Genomic DNA, 14,945 nt, shown 5'->3' on the forward strand with positions numbered 1-14,945 from the left:
GGGGGATAACTCGGGGGACAACTCAGTGGGGCATGGAGTGCCGGAACTCGTACTGGAATCAAACGGACGTACCTGGACGCTCGATCCGTCCAGGTCATACACCCTCGGACGCGATCCGCAGGGGGACGTCGTCTTCGACGACGCCAGGGTCTCCTGGCGTCACGCCACGGTCAGCTTCAACGGCCGCAGTTGGGTCATCGAGGACCACGGCAGCACCAACGGCACGTTCGTGCAGGGGCAGCGCATCCATCACATGGAGCTCGGCCCCGGTTCGGCGGTCAACCTGGGCAACGCGACCGACGGCCCGCGCCTGAACCTGTCCGGCGCGGCGGCCTCCGTCGCGGCGCCGCAGGCCCAGCCCCAGCAGCAGCCGTACGCGGCGCAGGGCGCGAACCCGGGCTGGGCGCCGCAGGCCCCGGCCCCGCAGACGCCGCCGCAGCAGCAGGCCCCGCAGGTTGGCTGGCAGCAGTCGCAGCAGGCGGCGGCGCACATCCCGCAGCAGCAGGGTCCCGGTGGTGTCGCGGGGGCACCGCCGGTCTACGGCGACCGCAGCCCGACCACGTTCCACCAGTTCTCGCTGGGCCGTGTGATGCGCATCGGCCGTGCCCTGGAGAACGAGCTGGTCGTCTCCGACCTGCAGGTCTCCCGGCACCACGCCGAGTTCCACGCCACGCCCGACGGGCGCATGGAGATCCGTGACCTCGGCTCGCACAACGGCACGTACGTCAACGGCCAGCCGATCGCCAAGGGCGGCTCGCAGCTGCTCGGCCCGACCGACGTCGTCGGCGTCGGCCACTCGACGTTCCGGATCGTCGGCGACCGCCTCGAGGAGTTCGTCGACACCGGTGAGGTGTCCTTCTCCGCCCGGCACCTGACCGTCACGGTCGACGGCGGCAAGCAGATCCTCAAGGACGTCTCCTTCGGTGTCCCGGAGAAGTCGCTGATCGCGGTCATCGGCCCGTCCGGCTCCGGCAAGTCGACCCTGCTCAAGGCGCTCACCGGCTACCGGCCCGCCAACCAGGGCGAGGTCCTCTACGACAACCGCAACCTCTACAAGCAGTTCGCCGAGCTGCGCCAGCGCATCGGTCTGGTCCCGCAGGACGACATCCTGCACAAGGAGCTGACCGTCAAGAAGGCCCTCAAGTACGCGGCCAAGCTGCGCTTCCCCGCCGACACCACGGCGGCCGAGCGCGAGGCCCGCATCGACGAGGTGCTGCGCGAGCTCAAGCTCGACATCCACAAGGACAAGAAGGTCACGTCTCTCTCCGGCGGCCAGCGCAAGCGCGTCTCGGTCGCCCTGGAGCTGCTGACCAAGCCGTCGCTGATCTTCCTGGACGAGCCGACCTCCGGCCTCGACCCGGGCATGGACCGCGACGTCATGCAGCTGCTGCGCGGCCTGGCCGACGACGGCCGTACGGTCCTCGTCGTCACCCACTCGGTGGCCGAGCTGGCGATCTGCGACAAGCTGCTTGTGATGGCGCCCGGCGGCTCGGTCGCGTACTTCGGCCCGCCCGAGGAGGCGCTGAACTTCTTCGGCTACGACACCTGGGCCGACGTCTTCTCCGCCTTCGAGAACTACCGCGACTACGACTGGGCGGGCCGCTGGAAGGGCTCGCAGCACTACCAGATGTACGCCGCGGACCTGGACGCCGTGGCGCCGCAGTCCGTACAGGTTCCGCAGATGCAGGCGATGAAGCCGCCGAAGCCACAGGGCTGGATGTCCCAGTTCGTCACGCTCGTCCGGCGTTACGTCTCGGTGATCGCGTCCGACAAGGGCTTCCTGGCCCTGATGGTGATCCTGCCGGCCGTGCTCGGCGCGGTGAGCCTGCTCATCGACGCGGACAAGGGCCTGCTGCCGAACCCGGCCAACCCGCAGACCGGCCGGATCATCCCGAACGGCACGGCCACCACGGTCCTGCTGATCCTCGCGGTCGGCGCCTGCTTCGCCGGCGCGGCGAACTCGGTCCGCGAGCTGATCAAGGAACGGGTCATCTACGAACGGGAGCGCGCCACCGGCTTGTCCCGCTCGGCGTACCTGATGTCGAAGGTGTTCGTGCTCGGCATGATCACCGTGCTGCAGGGTCTGCTGGTCGGCGTCATCGGCTTCTCCAGCCGGGAGATCCCCGAGGAGGGCCTGATCTTCGGCAGCGCCACGCTGCTGGAGCTGTCCGTGCCGATCATGGCCCTGGGCTTCACCTCGATGATGTTCGGCCTGATCATCTCCTCGCTGGTGAAGACCGCAGAGAAGACCATGCCGCTGCTGGTGATGTTCGCGATCATCCAGGTCGTCTTCACCGGCTGCCTGTTCGCGCTGCACGGCTCGATCGGCGTCAACCAGTTCTCGTTCCTGATGCCGTCGCGCTGGGCGGTCGCCGCGGCCGGCGCCACGCTGGACTTCAACAAGATCAGCCCGCCCGAGACGGCCGGTGACACCGACCCGCTGTGGGAGCACACGGCCGGGGCCTGGGCCATGGACATGGGCGCGCTGCTCGTGCTCGGTGTGATCTGCGGCTTCTTCGTGGCCCGCTTCCTGCGCCGCCACGAGCCCGAGGTCATGCGCAAGTAGGTTCCGCCTCACCGCGCCCGAAGGGCGGCACCCCGTCAGGAGGGTGCCGCCCTTCGGCGTTCGTTCAGCGAAGCAGAGGCCCGCGCCAGCCTCAGTACGCGCTGTCGACGTTGTCCATCGAGCCGTACTTGTCGGCCGCGTAGTTGCAGGCGGCGGTGATGTTGGCTACCGGGTCGTAGATGTCCCAGGAGGTGCCGGGGACGTGCCAGTGCTTGAAGGTCGGCGGGATGACCTGCAGCAGGCCCTTCGACGGGATGCCGTTGATGGCGTTGATGTCCCAGTTGTTGATCGCGCGCGGGTTGCCCGAGGACTCGCGGATGATGTTGCGCTTGATGCCCTCGTAGGAGCCCGGGATCCCGTGCTTCTTCATGACGTCGAGGGACTCGCGGATCCAGCCGTCGAGGTTGTTCGGGTAGCTCTTCTTGGCGGCGGCGCGCTTGGCGGCGCGGCTCGCGGCCTCCTTGGCCTTGCGCTCGGCCTCGGCCTTCTTCGCCGCCTCGGCGGCGGCCTTCTTCTTGGCGGCGGCAGCGGCCTCGGCCTTCTTCTTGGCCGCTATCTGCTCCGCCTTCACGCTCGCACCGGCCATCTGGTCGGTGACGCTCGCCTTGACGTCCTTGATCTGCTCGGTGCTGAACGCCACCGCAGCCGGCTGAGCGGCCTCGGTCGTGGTCGTCGTCGACGCGCCGCTGGGCACCGCGGAGAAGCCGATGGCGGCGGCACCCAGGGTGGCGACACCCGCCATGGCGATCTTGTGGTGACGGGTCAGGCTACGACTCTGAGCACGGCTGAAGATGTTCTTGGGCATGCTGGTGTGGACCTCTTCGAATAGCGCGGGAGTCGCTCGGCGTCCGGCGTTGGACTCGGTGTGTTTCCGACACGAACGCCGCGGGGCAGAACCCACGGCGCTGAGCGACGAGAGCAATTCTTAGCGGCCGCAAAATGGCGTGGCAAAGGTGTGACGTACGAAGGAAGATAGTGGATCAGGGAGGGGCAAATAGGGGCAGATTGGACGATCCGCGCCGCTCAATAGGGGAGCCTTTGTCTCCTATGCACTTTCGTACGTGACGTGCGCCCTATGCGCGGGCTCACACCGGGGCTCCTGCGTTCTCACCGCTTGTTGCACAAGCGATGCTCTATGTGAGGCCCTTTCAGGGTCGTACGAGGGGGGCAGGTCCCCGAACTCGTGCCACAGGTGGCGGCCTTGCGCCGCGGCCTCGTAGCCCCGGCCAGCAGCCCGACCACCACCCGCCCCCGGCGCTCCGGCATGAGGACGAAGTCCGTCCGTCCATCCCGTACGCGCGCGTGCGGGATGGACGGACCCCACCGCCGACCTCCGGCCCGCACGTGGTCGCCCCGAGCGCCACCACCCGGCCCCCGCCCGTCTTCGCGGCGCCGACCAGCCGCGCCGACGCCTCCGGCACCGCGAACCGCTCCGGATACGGCGGCTCGTGCGCCTCCGCCGACGCCACCCCCGTGTGCAGCGTGACCGGCGCGAAGCACACCCCCCCGGCTCACCAGCTCCGCGACCAGCCGCGCCGTGAAGGGCCGCGCCGCACTCGGCGTCTCCGCACTGCCCGCCCCGTCCGCCGACGGCAGCGCGAACACCGTCCGGTGGACGGACAGCGGCTGGTCCCTTCGCTCCGCGCACGCGGAGCGAAGGGACCGCCCGCGCTCGCGCAGCAGCCCCGGTATCCCCGCCCGGTGTACCCGCGCCCCTTACGGCCGCCTTTTGCGCCTGCCGAGCCCTCCCCACGGCCGCTTACCGCGCCTGCTGAGCCCTCCCCACGGCCGCTTACCGCGCCCGCTGAGCCCTCCCCACGGCCCACTGCGCCCCCTGAGCCTTCCCCCCGGCCCACTCACTGCGCCCGCTGCCCCCCCACGGCCGCTCACTGCGTCCCGCCACAGCCCGCCACAGCCCGCCACAGCCGCTCACTGCGCGCCCGCTGAGCGGCTCCTCCAGCATCAGCCGCACACCAGCGGGCAGGCACACCTCACTCCCCGCGGGCTCGCCCGCCCGCACGCGCGCGTGCGGGCCTATCGGGCTCCCGCGGCTCCACCGCCCAGCGGCCGCTGTCCCCGCGCGTGGAGAAGCACACCACCACGCGCGCGTGCCCCGCCCACCCGTCGACGGCCGCCGCCGACGTGACCGGGGTGCTGACCACGAGCGCACCCCCGGCCCGCAACAGCCGCGGCAGCTCCGCGCACGGGTCGCGGGCCACCTCGGTACCCCGTGACACCGGCAGCCGTACGGCGTCCCGGTTCCGGCCCGGGTCCCCGCTGCCCGGCCGGCACCCTTGCCGACGACAGCTCATCCGGCACACGCCTGCGCGAGCGTCACACGGAGCCGTCCACCAGGGCCGCGGCCGCGTACCGACCGCTCGCCGGACGCTCGTCCAGCAGCCGCAGGAACCCCGGCACCACCGTCTCCGGCGCGGGCCGCGGCTCCCGGTCCTCCGGCACGGCGGCCGCGTACAGGTCCGTGTCCATGTCCCCGGGGTCCACCGCCCACACCCGCAGCCCCGGCTCCTCCACGGCGAGCACCGCCGCGAGCTGGTCCAGGGCCGCCTTCGACGCCCCGTAGCCGCCCCACGTCTCGTACGCCTCCGCCGCCGCGTCCGAACTGACCACGACGACCGTGCCCGCCTCGGAGGCCCGCAGCAGCGCCAGTCCCTCCTGCACCAGGCCCAGGCAGGCCACCAGATTCACCTCCAGCGCCCGCCGCAGCCCCGGAAGGGGCAGCTCCTCCAGCCGTACCAGCGGCTCGATGCCCAGCGCACTCGCGTTGTGCACCACCAGATCGAGCCCGCCCAGCCGCCACGCCGCCTCGACCAGCGCCGACCGGTGGGCGGCGTCCGCGACGTCCCCCGGCAGGGCCCTCACCCGCGTGCCGTGCGCGGAGAGGGCCCACGCCGTCTCCGCCAGGGCCTGTGCCCCCCGCGCGTCGAGCACCAGGTCCCAGCCCCGCTCCGCCAGGGCCTCGGCGAGCGCCCGGCCCAGTCCCTTCGAGGCCCCGGTGATGATCGCAACCGGCATGATCGCTCCCTCCTCGTGATCGAAGTGCCCTCAACGTAGGAACACCGCCGCCCGGACCGCCTCCGCCGCGGGGAGCAACCCATCGGGTCCCTTCGCCCTACGCCACCGGCCCACCGTCCCCGGGCCTAGGCCGGGAGACGGCCCGCCCCCGGCCCTGGGACCCGGGCCCTGGGCCGTCCCCGCCGCGCCTCCTTCCCGCGACCTAGGCCCAGCGGACGGGTACCAGCGGCCACCGGTCCGATCCGCGGTGTCACAGCCCGCCGGTACCGTGAGGACATGAGCCACGGTCCTCGGTCCGGCCTCGCCGCGGTGAGTTCCGCGCTGCTGGCCATGAGCAGGCACCTCGAGGTGCGCGACGTCCTCAAGACGATCGTCGCCTCGGCCCGTGAGCTGCTCGACGCGCAGTACGCGGCGCTCGGCGTCCCGGACGACCACGGAGGCTTCGCCCAGTTCGTCGTCGACGGCGTCAGCGAGGAGCAGTGGAAGGCCATCGGCCCCCTCCCGCGCCAGCACGGCATCCTCGCCGCGATGCTGCACGAGGCCAGGGCCGAGCGCCTCGCCGACGTCCGCAAGGACCCCCGCTTCGAGGGCTGGCCCAAGGCCCACCCCGACCTGGTCGACTTCCTGGGCCTGCCGATCCGGGACGGCGACGAGGTGATCGGCGCCCTGTTCCTCGCGAACAAGAACTGCACGAAGCCCGAGGGCAGCTGCGGCTTCACCGAGGACGACGAGGAACTGCTCGGCATCCTCGCCCAGCACGCCGCGATCGCCCTCACCAACGCCCGCCTCTACGAGCGCAGCCGCGAACTCACCATCGCCGAGGAGCGCTCACGCCTGGCCCACGAACTGCACGACGCCGTCAGCCAGAAGCTGTTCTCGCTGCGCCTGACGGCCCAGGCGGCGGCCCGGCTGGTGGACCGCGACCCCTCCCGCGCCAAGGGCGAACTGCAGCAGGTGGCGCTCCTCGCCGCCGAGGCCGCCGACGAACTGCGGGCGGCCGTGGTGGAGTTGCGCCCGGCCGCACTCGACGAGGACGGCCTGGTCGCCACCCTGCGCACACAGATCCAGGTCCTCGACCGCGCCCACAGCGCCCGCGTGACCTTCACCGCCCACGGCGTCAAGGCCCTGCCCGCCTCCCAGGAGGAAGCCGTCCTGCGCGTCGCCCAGGAGGCTCTGCACAACGCCCTGCGCCATTCCGGCGCCGACCACGTCGACGTGACCCTGGAGCGCCGCGGCGCAGGCGCCGTCCTGCGGGTCGCGGACGACGGCGGCGGCTTCGACCCGCGGGCCGTCCGGCACGCCGGGCGCCACCTCGGCCTGGTCTCGATGCGGGACCGGGCGAGCGGCGCCGGCGGCTCACTGACGGTGGAATCGGCGCCCGGCAAGGGCACCACGATCGAGATGGAGGTCCCCGGTGGCTGACGCGATCAAGGTCCTGCTCGTCGACGACCACCAGGTCGTCCGCCGGGGCCTGCGCACGTTCCTGGAGGTGCAGGACGACATCGAGGTCGTCGGCGAGGCCGCCGACGGCGCCGAAGGAGTCGACCGCGCCGAGGAGTTGCGGCCCGACGTCATCCTCATGGACGTCAAGATGCCGGGCATGGACGGCGTCGACGCCCTGCGCAGACTCCGCGAGCTGGACAACCCCGCGCGCGTGCTGGTCGTCACCAGCTTCACCGAACAGCGCACGGTGGTCCCGGCCCTGCGCGCGGGCGCCGCCGGGTACGTGTACAAGGACGTCGACCCCGACGCCCTCGCCGGAGCCATCCGCTCGGTGCACGCCGGGCACATCCTGCTCCAGCCGGAGGTCGCCGGTGCGCTGCTCTCCCAGGAGGAGTCCAACTCCGGCTCCGGCCGAGGCGGTTCCCTCACCGAGCGGGAGCGCGAGGTGCTCGGCCTGATAGCGGACGGCCGCTCCAACCGGGAGATCGCCCGCGCCCTCGTCCTCTCCGAGAAGACCGTCAAGACCCACGTCTCGAACATCCTGATGAAGCTCGACCTGGCCGACCGGACGCAGGCCGCCCTGTGGGCCGTTCGCCATGGCGTGACGGGCTGACACGCTCAGGCCCACGGCAACACGGAAGGTTGCGTTCCAAACAGAGATTCATACTGTCGTGGGAACGTCCCCCATATGGCGCATCCTCGATGGATCTCCGCCGTTCTCCAGTGCGTGCCGCGGCGCCTGCCGCGGCAATCGCAAGGAGGGCTCAGAAGTGAAGAACCTGAAGAAGGCGGCGGCCGTGACGATGGTGACCGGTGGCCTGCTGGCCGCGGGCGCGGGCATGGCCTCCGCCACCAGCGCGCACGCCGACGGCCAGGCCGCGGGCTCCCCGGGCGTCGGCTCGGGCAACGTCATCCAGGCCCCGGTGCACGTCCCGGTCAACGTCTCCGGCAACAGCGTGAACGTCGTGGGCATCCTGAACCCGGCCTTCGGCAACCTCGCCGTCAACCACTGACGCTCCGCCTCCGTCTCCGAGCCGGAGGTGACACCGGCCTCCCAGTAACACCTGGGAGGCCGGTCGGCTCAGCTGCGGGCATGTGTGCCGCCAAGGGCGGCACGGGTGGGCGCAGCAGCACCCCGCAGCGCCGGGTCGCGCAACGCCGTGACCCCAGCCGCGACGCCGGGCACGACTCACCCCCCGTCACCGCGCAACCTCACCGCACTCCCCGCTCCCGCTCCTCCACAACGGAGTTGTACGCCGCGACCTGCGCCCGCCGAGCCGTTCGCTCCACCGGCCGCAGCGCCTCCCGCCGCGCGGAGATCTCGGCCGCGCTCACCGCACCCCCATGGCCGCTCTCGGTCGCCACGGTGATGAGCGTCCCCACCCGCTGCGCCAGCTCCAGCACCCGCACCGCCCGCGGCGGATACCCCGGCGCCAGCACCTCACGTCCCCGTTCGGCCCGGGCCCGGTACGCGTCGACCGCCGCCTCCGCCACCGGCCCCGACCCGGCCACGTCCAGCCGGGTCAGCACCTCGGTCGCGTCCCGCAGGGCCTCCGCGAGTTCCCGCTCCGCCTCACTCAGCGACGGCACGTCCGCCGGCGGCGCCTCCCGCACGGGCAGCACATGCCACACCACCTCGTCCCGCACATGCTCGGGCCCGGCCTCGTACACGTCCGGCACCAGTCCGAGGGCGGCCCCGTGACAGACCACCGCCTCCTCGGCCTCCAGCGCCCGCGCGTTGAACTCCGGCGGCCCGCTCAGCCCCAGCGGATGCCCCGGCGCCGGCAGCGCCACCCGCAGCCCGGTCACGCCGCGCGCCCGCAGCCGCCCCAGCGCCAGCGTCAGCCCGACCTGCCCCGGCTCACCGGGCAGCCCCTCCACCCGGTGCACCGCGTCCTCGCCGACGATGGCGAGCACGGCGTCATCCGGCGAGACAAGTCCGGCCAAAAGGGCATTTCCCCAAGCTGCGAGACGTCCAGCGCGCGGTTCCGTGAGCATGCTTCCACCCTAGGACCCTCCAAGGACCGGACCGAGGGAATGCCCGGGCCGACCAGTGGCGTAGATTTCATGGAGGGCTGCGCCCACCGGCGCGGCGGACCGAGCCACAGGCGTACGCGACAGCCGAGACCGGCCACACTGCAAGGGGAGACAACGCGCTCATGAGCGATGTTCTGGAGCTTCAGGACGTATCCGTGGTCCGCGAGGGCCGGGCTCTGGTGGACCAGGTCTCCTGGTCGGTCAAGGAGGGCGAGCGCTGGGTCATCCTGGGCCCGAACGGCGCCGGCAAGACCACCCTCCTGAACCTCGCTTCCACCTACCTCTACCCGAGCTCCGGCACCACCACCATCCTCGGCGAGACCCTCGGCCGCCCCGGCACCGACGTCTTCGAACTGCGCCCCCGCATCGGCATGGCGGGCATCGCCATGAGCGAGAAGCTCCCCAAGCGCCAGACGGTCCTGGAGACGGTCCTCACCGCCGCCTACGGCATGACCGCCACCTGGCACGAGGACTACGAGGAGGTCGACGAGCGACGCGCCCGCGCCTTCCTGGACCGCCTCGGCATGAGCGAATACCTGGACCGCAGGTTCGGCACGCTCTCCGAGGGCGAGCGCAAGCGCACCCTCATCGCCCGCGCCCTGATGACCGACCCCGAGCTGCTGCTGCTCGACGAGCCCGCCGCCGGTCTCGACCTCGGCGGCCGCGAGGACCTCGTCCGCCGCCTCGGCCGCCTCGCCCGCGACCCCATCGCCCCCTCGATGCTCATGGTCACGCACCACGTCGAGGAGATCCCGCCGGGCTTCACCCACGTCCTCATGATCCGCCAGGGCAAGGTCCTCGCCGCCGGCCCGCTGGAGCTCGAACTCACCTCCCGCAACCTCTCCCTCTGCTTCGGCCTCCCGCTCGTCGTCGAACAGGTGGGCGAGCGCTGGACCGCCCAGGGCTTTCCGCTGTCCTGACCCGGCCCACATCCCGCAAATCCCGCCGCCGCAACGGCATTTCACACGCTGGGCGCCCTGTCGGCGACAGGGGACTCGGTCCTACGATGACCACGTGGACATCGACGCATGGCTGTGGTGGCTGATCGGCGCGACTGCGCTCGGCATCGCACTGGTGATCACCGCGATGCCGGAACTGGGCATGCTCGCGGTGGGCGCCATCGCCGCGGCGGTGGTCACCGGCGTCTTCGGCGGCGGAGCCGTCGCCCAGGTGGCCGTCTTCGCCGTGATCTCGACCGCGGGCATCGCCGTCGTCCGGCCCATCGCGAACCGGCATCGCTCCCAGCGCCCCCAACTCGCCACCGGCGTGGACGCGTTGAAGGGCAGACAAGCCGTCGTCCTGGAACGCGTCGACGGCTCCGGCGGCCGGATCAAGCTGGCCGGGGAGGTCTGGTCGGCCCGCGCCCTCGACACCGACCGCGCGTACGAAGCAGGCCAGGAAGTGGACGTCGTGGACATCGAGGGAGCCACCGCGATCGTCATGTGACCTCGCACGACGTAACTGGAGTGAACTCCTCGCCAGCTACGCGACGGTCTGTCAGACTCGACCAGCAAGATCTTCGACAACCATAAGATCTGCCGAAGACGCCGCAGCGGAGAAGGGACACGGGGAACGACGATGGAACCGGTCATCATCGTCCTGATCATTCTGGTGGTGTTGGTCTTCATCGCCCTGATCAAGACGATCCAAGTCATCCCACAGGCCAGCGCGGCCATCGTGGAGCGGTTCGGCCGCTACACGCGAACGCTCAACGCGGGCCTCAACATCGTCGTCCCGTTCATCGACACCATCCGCAACCGCATCGACCTGCGCGAACAGGTCGTGCCGTTCCCGCCGCAGCCGGTGATCACCCAGGACAACCTGGTCGTCAACATCGACACCGTCATCTACTACCAGGTGACCGACGCGCGGGCCGCGACCTACGAGGTCGCCAGCTACATCCAGGCGATCGAGCAGCTCACCGTCACCACGCTGCGCAACATCATCGGCGGCATGGACCTGGAGCGGACCCTGACCTCCCGCGAGGAGATCAACGCGGCCCTGCGCGGCGTCCTCGACGAGGCCACCGGCAAGTGGGGCATCCGCGTCAACCGCGTCGAGCTCAAGGCGATCGAGCCGCCCACCTCCATCCAGGACTCGATGGAGAAGCAGATGCGCGCCGACCGCGACAAGCGCGCCGCGATCCTCCAGGCCGAAGGTGTCCGGCAGTCCGAGATCCTGCGCGCCGAGGGCGAGAAGCAGTCCCAGATCCTGCGCGCCGAAGGTGAGGCCAAGGCGGCCGCCCTGCGCGCCGAGGGCGAGGCCCAGGCCGTCCGTACGGTCTTCGAGGCCATCCACGCCGGCGACCCGGACCAGAAGCTCCTCTCCTACCAGTACCTGCAGATGCTCCCGAAGATCGCCGAGGGCGACGCCAACAAGCTCTGGATCGTCCCCAGCGAGATCGGCGACGCCCTCAAGGGCCTGTCCGGCGCGATGGGCAACTTCGGCGGCATTGGCGGAGGTTCAGGCGGCAACGGCGGCGCGTCCGGCGGCCACGTGCCCGCGCAGGAGCGCCGCGAGAAGCCGTCCATCGACTGACCTCGCGCACAGGCAGCACATGAAGGGGGCCCGCTTCGCCGAGAAGCGGGCCCCCTTCACGCGGGCCGGGCACGCGGGCCGGTCAGGCGGCCGGCTGGGCCAGCCAGTCCGGCAGCGCGTCGAAGTCGTCCTGCCCCAGCGCCAGCAGCATCGCGTCCGCCGGAGTCGGCTCGAACGGCTGCCGCAGCAGCGGCATCCCGGCCTCCTCCGGAGTCCGGTTCGCCTTGCGGTGATTGTCCTCGGCGCACGAGGCCACCGTGTTCAGCCACGTGTCCTGCCCACCCTGCGACCGCGGCACCACGTGGTCCACGGTCGTCGCCCGCCTGCCGCAGTACGCGCACCGGTTCCGGTCCCGGACCAGCACACCCCGCCTCGACCACGGAGCTCGTCTTCGGAACGGCACCCGTACGTACTGGCAGAGCCTGATCACACGCGGCGCCGGTATGTCGACCGCGGCTCCCCGCATCCGCAGTTCGGGGTGGGCCTGCTCGACGACGGCCTTGTCCTGAAGCACCAGAACGACGGCTCGGTTCAGCGTCACCGTCGACAGCGGCTCGAAGCTCGCGTTGAGTACCAGCGTGTCCCGCATACCAGCCCACCTCCCGTGTGCACCGGCCCACCCCCTGGCGGGCTGGGATCAACTCTGGCCGGGCACGCCGAGATGGACAACGCAATATCTGCTGCTCCCACGGGAGGTGACTCCCGCGACCCCCGGCAACAAAAATGCCCGCTCCTGATCAATTCCAAGACCAGGAGCGGGCAAACGTTCCATGAACTCCGGGATCGCGCGGGCGACCGGCTCAGCTCTCGGCGGGCACCTCGTACTCGCCGATCAGCTGAGCCCGCCCGATCGTGTGGAACCGCAGGTTGAAGCCCACGAACGCGGGCGACGCGTCCGCGTCCGGACCGAGCTTCTCCTGGTCCACCGCGTAGACGGTGAACACATACCGGTGCGGCCCGTCCCCGGCCGGCGGCGCCGCCCCGCCGAAGTCCCTGCTGCCGTAGTCGTTACGGGCGTGGATCGCGCCCTCCGGCAGCCCCTCGAACTTGCCGCTGCCCGCACCCACCGGCAGCTCCGTCACCGAAGCCGGGATGTCGAACAGCACCCAGTGCCAGAACCCGCTGCCCGTCGGGGCATCGGGGTCGTAGCAGGTCACGGCGAAGCTCTTGGTCTCGGGCGGGAAGCCCTCCCACCGCAGCTGCGGCGAGGTGTTGCCGGCCGCGTAGACCTGAGCGTCCTTGAGCGTCGCCCCTTCCTTGACGTCCTCACTCGTCACCGTGAACGAGGGCACGGGCGGATGGAAGTCGTGGGGGAGCGGCCGCCGCTTGAGCTCGGTCACCTCGGTACCTCCTGATCGGTTCTTGCAGTCGACCCCGAGCCTAGGGCCTGTCCTAGAACCAGTTGCGCTTGCTGCCGACCTCGGAGAGCCACTGGTTGAGGTACGCCGTCCAGTCCGTGCCCTGGTAGTCGTTCAGGCCCACCTGGAACGAGCGGAAGGTGTCGCTGCCCTCGCTGAAGAGCCCCGGCTTCTTGTCCATCTCCAGCACCACGTCCATGGCGTGCTCGTCGGCCACGAAGCTCAGCTCCACCTGGTGCAGCCCCCGGTACTGCTGCGGCGGGAAGAACTCGATCTCCTGGTAGAACGGCAGCTTCTGCCGCGTGCCCCGGATCACACCCCGCTCCATGTCCGCGTTCTTGAACCGGAAGCCCAGCTGGATGAACGCGTCGAGGATCGCCTTCTGCGCCGGCAGCGGATGCACGTTCACCGGGTCGAGGTCACTGGAGTCCACCGCCCGCGCGATCTCCAGCTCCGTGGACACCCCGATGTTCATGCCGCGCAGCGCCTGACCGTCGATCATCGTGATCGGCGTCTCCCACGGGATCTCCAGCCCGAACTGCACCGCGTGCACCGCGTTCGCCTGCAGCTCGAACGCCCCACCCAGGCGCGACTTCGTGAACTCGATGTCCTGCTTGTACTCCTGGTCGCCGCTCTCCACCTCGACCTTGGCCTGCAGCCCGACCGAGAGCCCCTCGATCTGCTGGTTCACGGACCCGCCCTGGATCCGCACCTCACCCTGGACGACACCGCCGGGCACGACGTTGACCTCGTGCAGCACCGTCTCGACCGAAGCCCCGCCGGCCCCCAGGCTCGCGAGCAGCTTCTTGAACGCCATGTCTCTCCCTCTCGCCCACTACGGGTGGATCCCTGATCCCTCTAAACGCGATCCGACCGTGGCCGGTTCCACTCCCTCAGCCTGGCAAGGCCGGCGCCCACGGGCCACCCCGCCGCACCACACGTCTCCAGTACCCTCGGACGGCATGATCGCGACCCCCGACCGTACGCCCCTGCCCAGGGAGTTCTTCGACCGGCCCGTCCTCGATGTCGCGCCCGACCTCCTCGGCCGCATCCTGGTCCGCACCACCCCGGACGGTCCGATCGCCCTCCGCCTCACCGAGGTCGAGGCCTACGACGGCGCCGACGACCCCGGCTCCCACGCGTATCGCGGTCGCACGGCCCGCAACGAGGTGATGTTCGGCCCACCCGGACACGTGTACGTCTACTTCACCTATGGCATGTGGTTCTGCATGAACCTCGTGTGCGGCCCCGAGGGCCGGGCGAGCGCGGTCCTGCTGCGCGCCGGCGAGATCATCGAGGGCGCCGAACTGGCCCGCACCCGTCGACTCTCGGCCCGCAACGACAAGGAACTGGCCAAAGGCCCGGCCCGGCTGGCCACGGCCCTGGACGTGGACCGCTCCCTCGACGGCACGGACGCGTGCACCGCAGGGGACACCCCCCTGCGCATCCTGACCGGCACCCCCGTGCCCTCCGACCAGGTACGCAACGGTCCGCGCACCGGAGTCGCCGGCGAAGGGGCCGTGCACCCCTGGCGCTTCTGGGTCGCCGACGACCCGACGGTCAGCCCCTACAGGGCCCATGTCCCGCGGCGCCGCCGAAGTTGACGCGTGCAGGCGGGATGCGTAATGTATCCCGAGCCGCTGAACCGGGTACGGCGTTCGCCTGCAGCCGGAAGCGGCCAAACCACTACCTAGCTACCCCCTCAACAGGGGTGAATTCTGCGTGCCCGCACGTCTGAATTCGACGCCGACAGACTCGATTATGAGTTGGACAGCGAATCGGCTAACGTAGTGAATGTCGAAAGGCCGACGGGCGAAAGCCCAGGCCGGAAGGCAATTCCCGCCGACAGGGAATCGGATCGGAAAAGGATCTGATAGAGTCGGAAACGCAAGGCCGAAGGGAAGCGCCCGGAGGAAAGCCCGAGAGGGTGAGTACAAAGGAAGCGACCGTTCCTTGAGAACTCAACAGCG

Annotated in this window: 14 protein-coding genes and 1 pseudogene; 8 read left to right on the top strand and 7 right to left on the bottom strand. The window is 70.7% G+C overall.

Annotation, left to right across the window (positions count from 1 at the left end; all coding sequences use genetic code 11):
- Positions 1-37 precede the first annotated feature (37 nt).
- Positions 38-2,566: an FHA domain-containing protein gene (locus ACPXCS_RS29660; protein WP_425945746.1), complete on the top strand. Its 2,529-nt coding sequence runs from the start codon at positions 38-40 to the stop codon at positions 2,564-2,566.
- 91 nt (positions 2,567-2,657) lie between these two features.
- On the opposite strand, the gene ACPXCS_RS29665 is transcribed toward ACPXCS_RS29660, so the two are convergent.
- From ACPXCS_RS29665 to ACPXCS_RS29675, 3 genes and pseudogenes are all read right to left on the bottom strand, one after another.
- Positions 2,658-3,371 carry a transglycosylase SLT domain-containing protein gene (locus ACPXCS_RS29665; RefSeq protein ID WP_425945747.1) on the bottom strand — a complete coding sequence of 238 codons (714 nt, stop codon included), beginning with the start codon at positions 3,369-3,371 and terminating at the stop codon, positions 2,658-2,660.
- A gap of 240 nt (positions 3,372-3,611) precedes the next feature.
- Positions 3,612-4,264: pseudogene (locus ACPXCS_RS29670) on the bottom strand (S-adenosylmethionine:tRNA ribosyltransferase-isomerase); the annotation flags it as partial.
- 636 nt (positions 4,265-4,900) lie between these two features.
- Complete coding sequence (locus tag ACPXCS_RS29675; protein ID WP_425945749.1) at positions 4,901-5,599, bottom strand: SDR family NAD(P)-dependent oxidoreductase; 699 nt, start codon at positions 5,597-5,599, stop codon at positions 4,901-4,903.
- Between the two features lie 276 nt (positions 5,600-5,875).
- Here ACPXCS_RS29675 and ACPXCS_RS29680 point away from each other — a divergent pair, with 276 nt between their 5' ends.
- The 3 genes from ACPXCS_RS29680 to ACPXCS_RS29690 all read left to right on the top strand — a co-directional run bounded on the left by ACPXCS_RS29680 (position 5,876) and on the right by ACPXCS_RS29690 (position 8,055).
- Positions 5,876-7,021, top strand: a complete 1,146-nt coding sequence (locus tag ACPXCS_RS29680; protein ID WP_425945750.1) for a GAF domain-containing sensor histidine kinase — start codon at positions 5,876-5,878, stop codon at positions 7,019-7,021.
- Complete coding sequence (locus tag ACPXCS_RS29685) at positions 7,014-7,655, top strand: response regulator (RefSeq protein ID WP_425945751.1); 642 nt, start codon at positions 7,014-7,016, stop codon at positions 7,653-7,655. The genes ACPXCS_RS29680 and ACPXCS_RS29685 overlap by 8 nt, the downstream gene beginning before the upstream one ends.
- Before the next feature lie 157 nt (positions 7,656-7,812).
- Complete coding sequence (locus ACPXCS_RS29690) at positions 7,813-8,055, top strand: chaplin (RefSeq protein ID WP_425945752.1); 243 nt, start codon at positions 7,813-7,815, stop codon at positions 8,053-8,055.
- Between the two features lie 199 nt (positions 8,056-8,254).
- Here the strand turns inward: ACPXCS_RS29690 and ACPXCS_RS29695 are convergent, their stop codons facing one another.
- A complete protein-coding gene (locus tag ACPXCS_RS29695) occupies positions 8,255-9,040 on the bottom strand; it encodes a hypothetical protein (RefSeq protein ID WP_425945753.1) in 786 nt (261 codons plus the stop codon).
- A 161-nt stretch (positions 9,041-9,201) separates the two neighbouring features.
- Here ACPXCS_RS29695 and ACPXCS_RS29700 point away from each other — a divergent pair, with 161 nt between their 5' ends.
- The 3 genes from ACPXCS_RS29700 to ACPXCS_RS29710 all read left to right on the top strand — a co-directional run bounded on the left by ACPXCS_RS29700 (position 9,202) and on the right by ACPXCS_RS29710 (position 11,617).
- Positions 9,202-9,999, top strand: a complete 798-nt coding sequence (locus tag ACPXCS_RS29700) for an ABC transporter ATP-binding protein (protein WP_425945754.1) — start codon at positions 9,202-9,204, stop codon at positions 9,997-9,999.
- Positions 10,000-10,093: 94 nt separating this feature from the next.
- Positions 10,094-10,525 carry an NfeD family protein gene (locus ACPXCS_RS29705; RefSeq protein WP_425945755.1) on the top strand — a complete coding sequence of 144 codons (432 nt, stop codon included), beginning with the start codon at positions 10,094-10,096 and terminating at the stop codon, positions 10,523-10,525.
- Positions 10,526-10,657: 132 nt separating this feature from the next.
- Positions 10,658-11,617, top strand: a complete 960-nt coding sequence (locus ACPXCS_RS29710; protein ID WP_397626739.1) for an SPFH domain-containing protein — start codon at positions 10,658-10,660, stop codon at positions 11,615-11,617.
- A gap of 82 nt (positions 11,618-11,699) precedes the next feature.
- Here ACPXCS_RS29710 and ACPXCS_RS29715 read toward each other — a convergent pair whose 3' ends face one another.
- The 3 genes from ACPXCS_RS29715 to ACPXCS_RS29725 all read right to left on the bottom strand — a co-directional run bounded on the left by ACPXCS_RS29715 (position 11,700) and on the right by ACPXCS_RS29725 (position 13,792).
- Positions 11,700-12,206 carry an HNH endonuclease gene (locus ACPXCS_RS29715; protein WP_425945756.1) on the bottom strand — a complete coding sequence of 169 codons (507 nt, stop codon included), beginning with the start codon at positions 12,204-12,206 and terminating at the stop codon, positions 11,700-11,702.
- A gap of 211 nt (positions 12,207-12,417) precedes the next feature.
- Positions 12,418-12,957, bottom strand: a complete 540-nt coding sequence (locus ACPXCS_RS29720; RefSeq protein WP_425945757.1) for a YbhB/YbcL family Raf kinase inhibitor-like protein — start codon at positions 12,955-12,957, stop codon at positions 12,418-12,420.
- Between the two features lie 52 nt (positions 12,958-13,009).
- Positions 13,010-13,792: a sporulation protein gene (locus tag ACPXCS_RS29725; protein WP_344542743.1), complete on the bottom strand. Its 783-nt coding sequence runs from the start codon at positions 13,790-13,792 to the stop codon at positions 13,010-13,012.
- 145 nt (positions 13,793-13,937) lie between these two features.
- On the opposite strand from ACPXCS_RS29725, the gene ACPXCS_RS29730 reads away from it, so the two are divergent.
- Positions 13,938-14,579, top strand: a complete 642-nt coding sequence (locus tag ACPXCS_RS29730) for a DNA-3-methyladenine glycosylase (RefSeq protein ID WP_425945758.1) — start codon at positions 13,938-13,940, stop codon at positions 14,577-14,579.
- Positions 14,580-14,945 lie beyond the last annotated feature (366 nt).

Origin of the sequence: Streptomyces sp. DT190 (assembly GCF_049846985.1) — a bacterium.
Classification (GTDB): domain Bacteria; phylum Actinomycetota; class Actinomycetes; order Streptomycetales; family Streptomycetaceae; genus Streptomyces.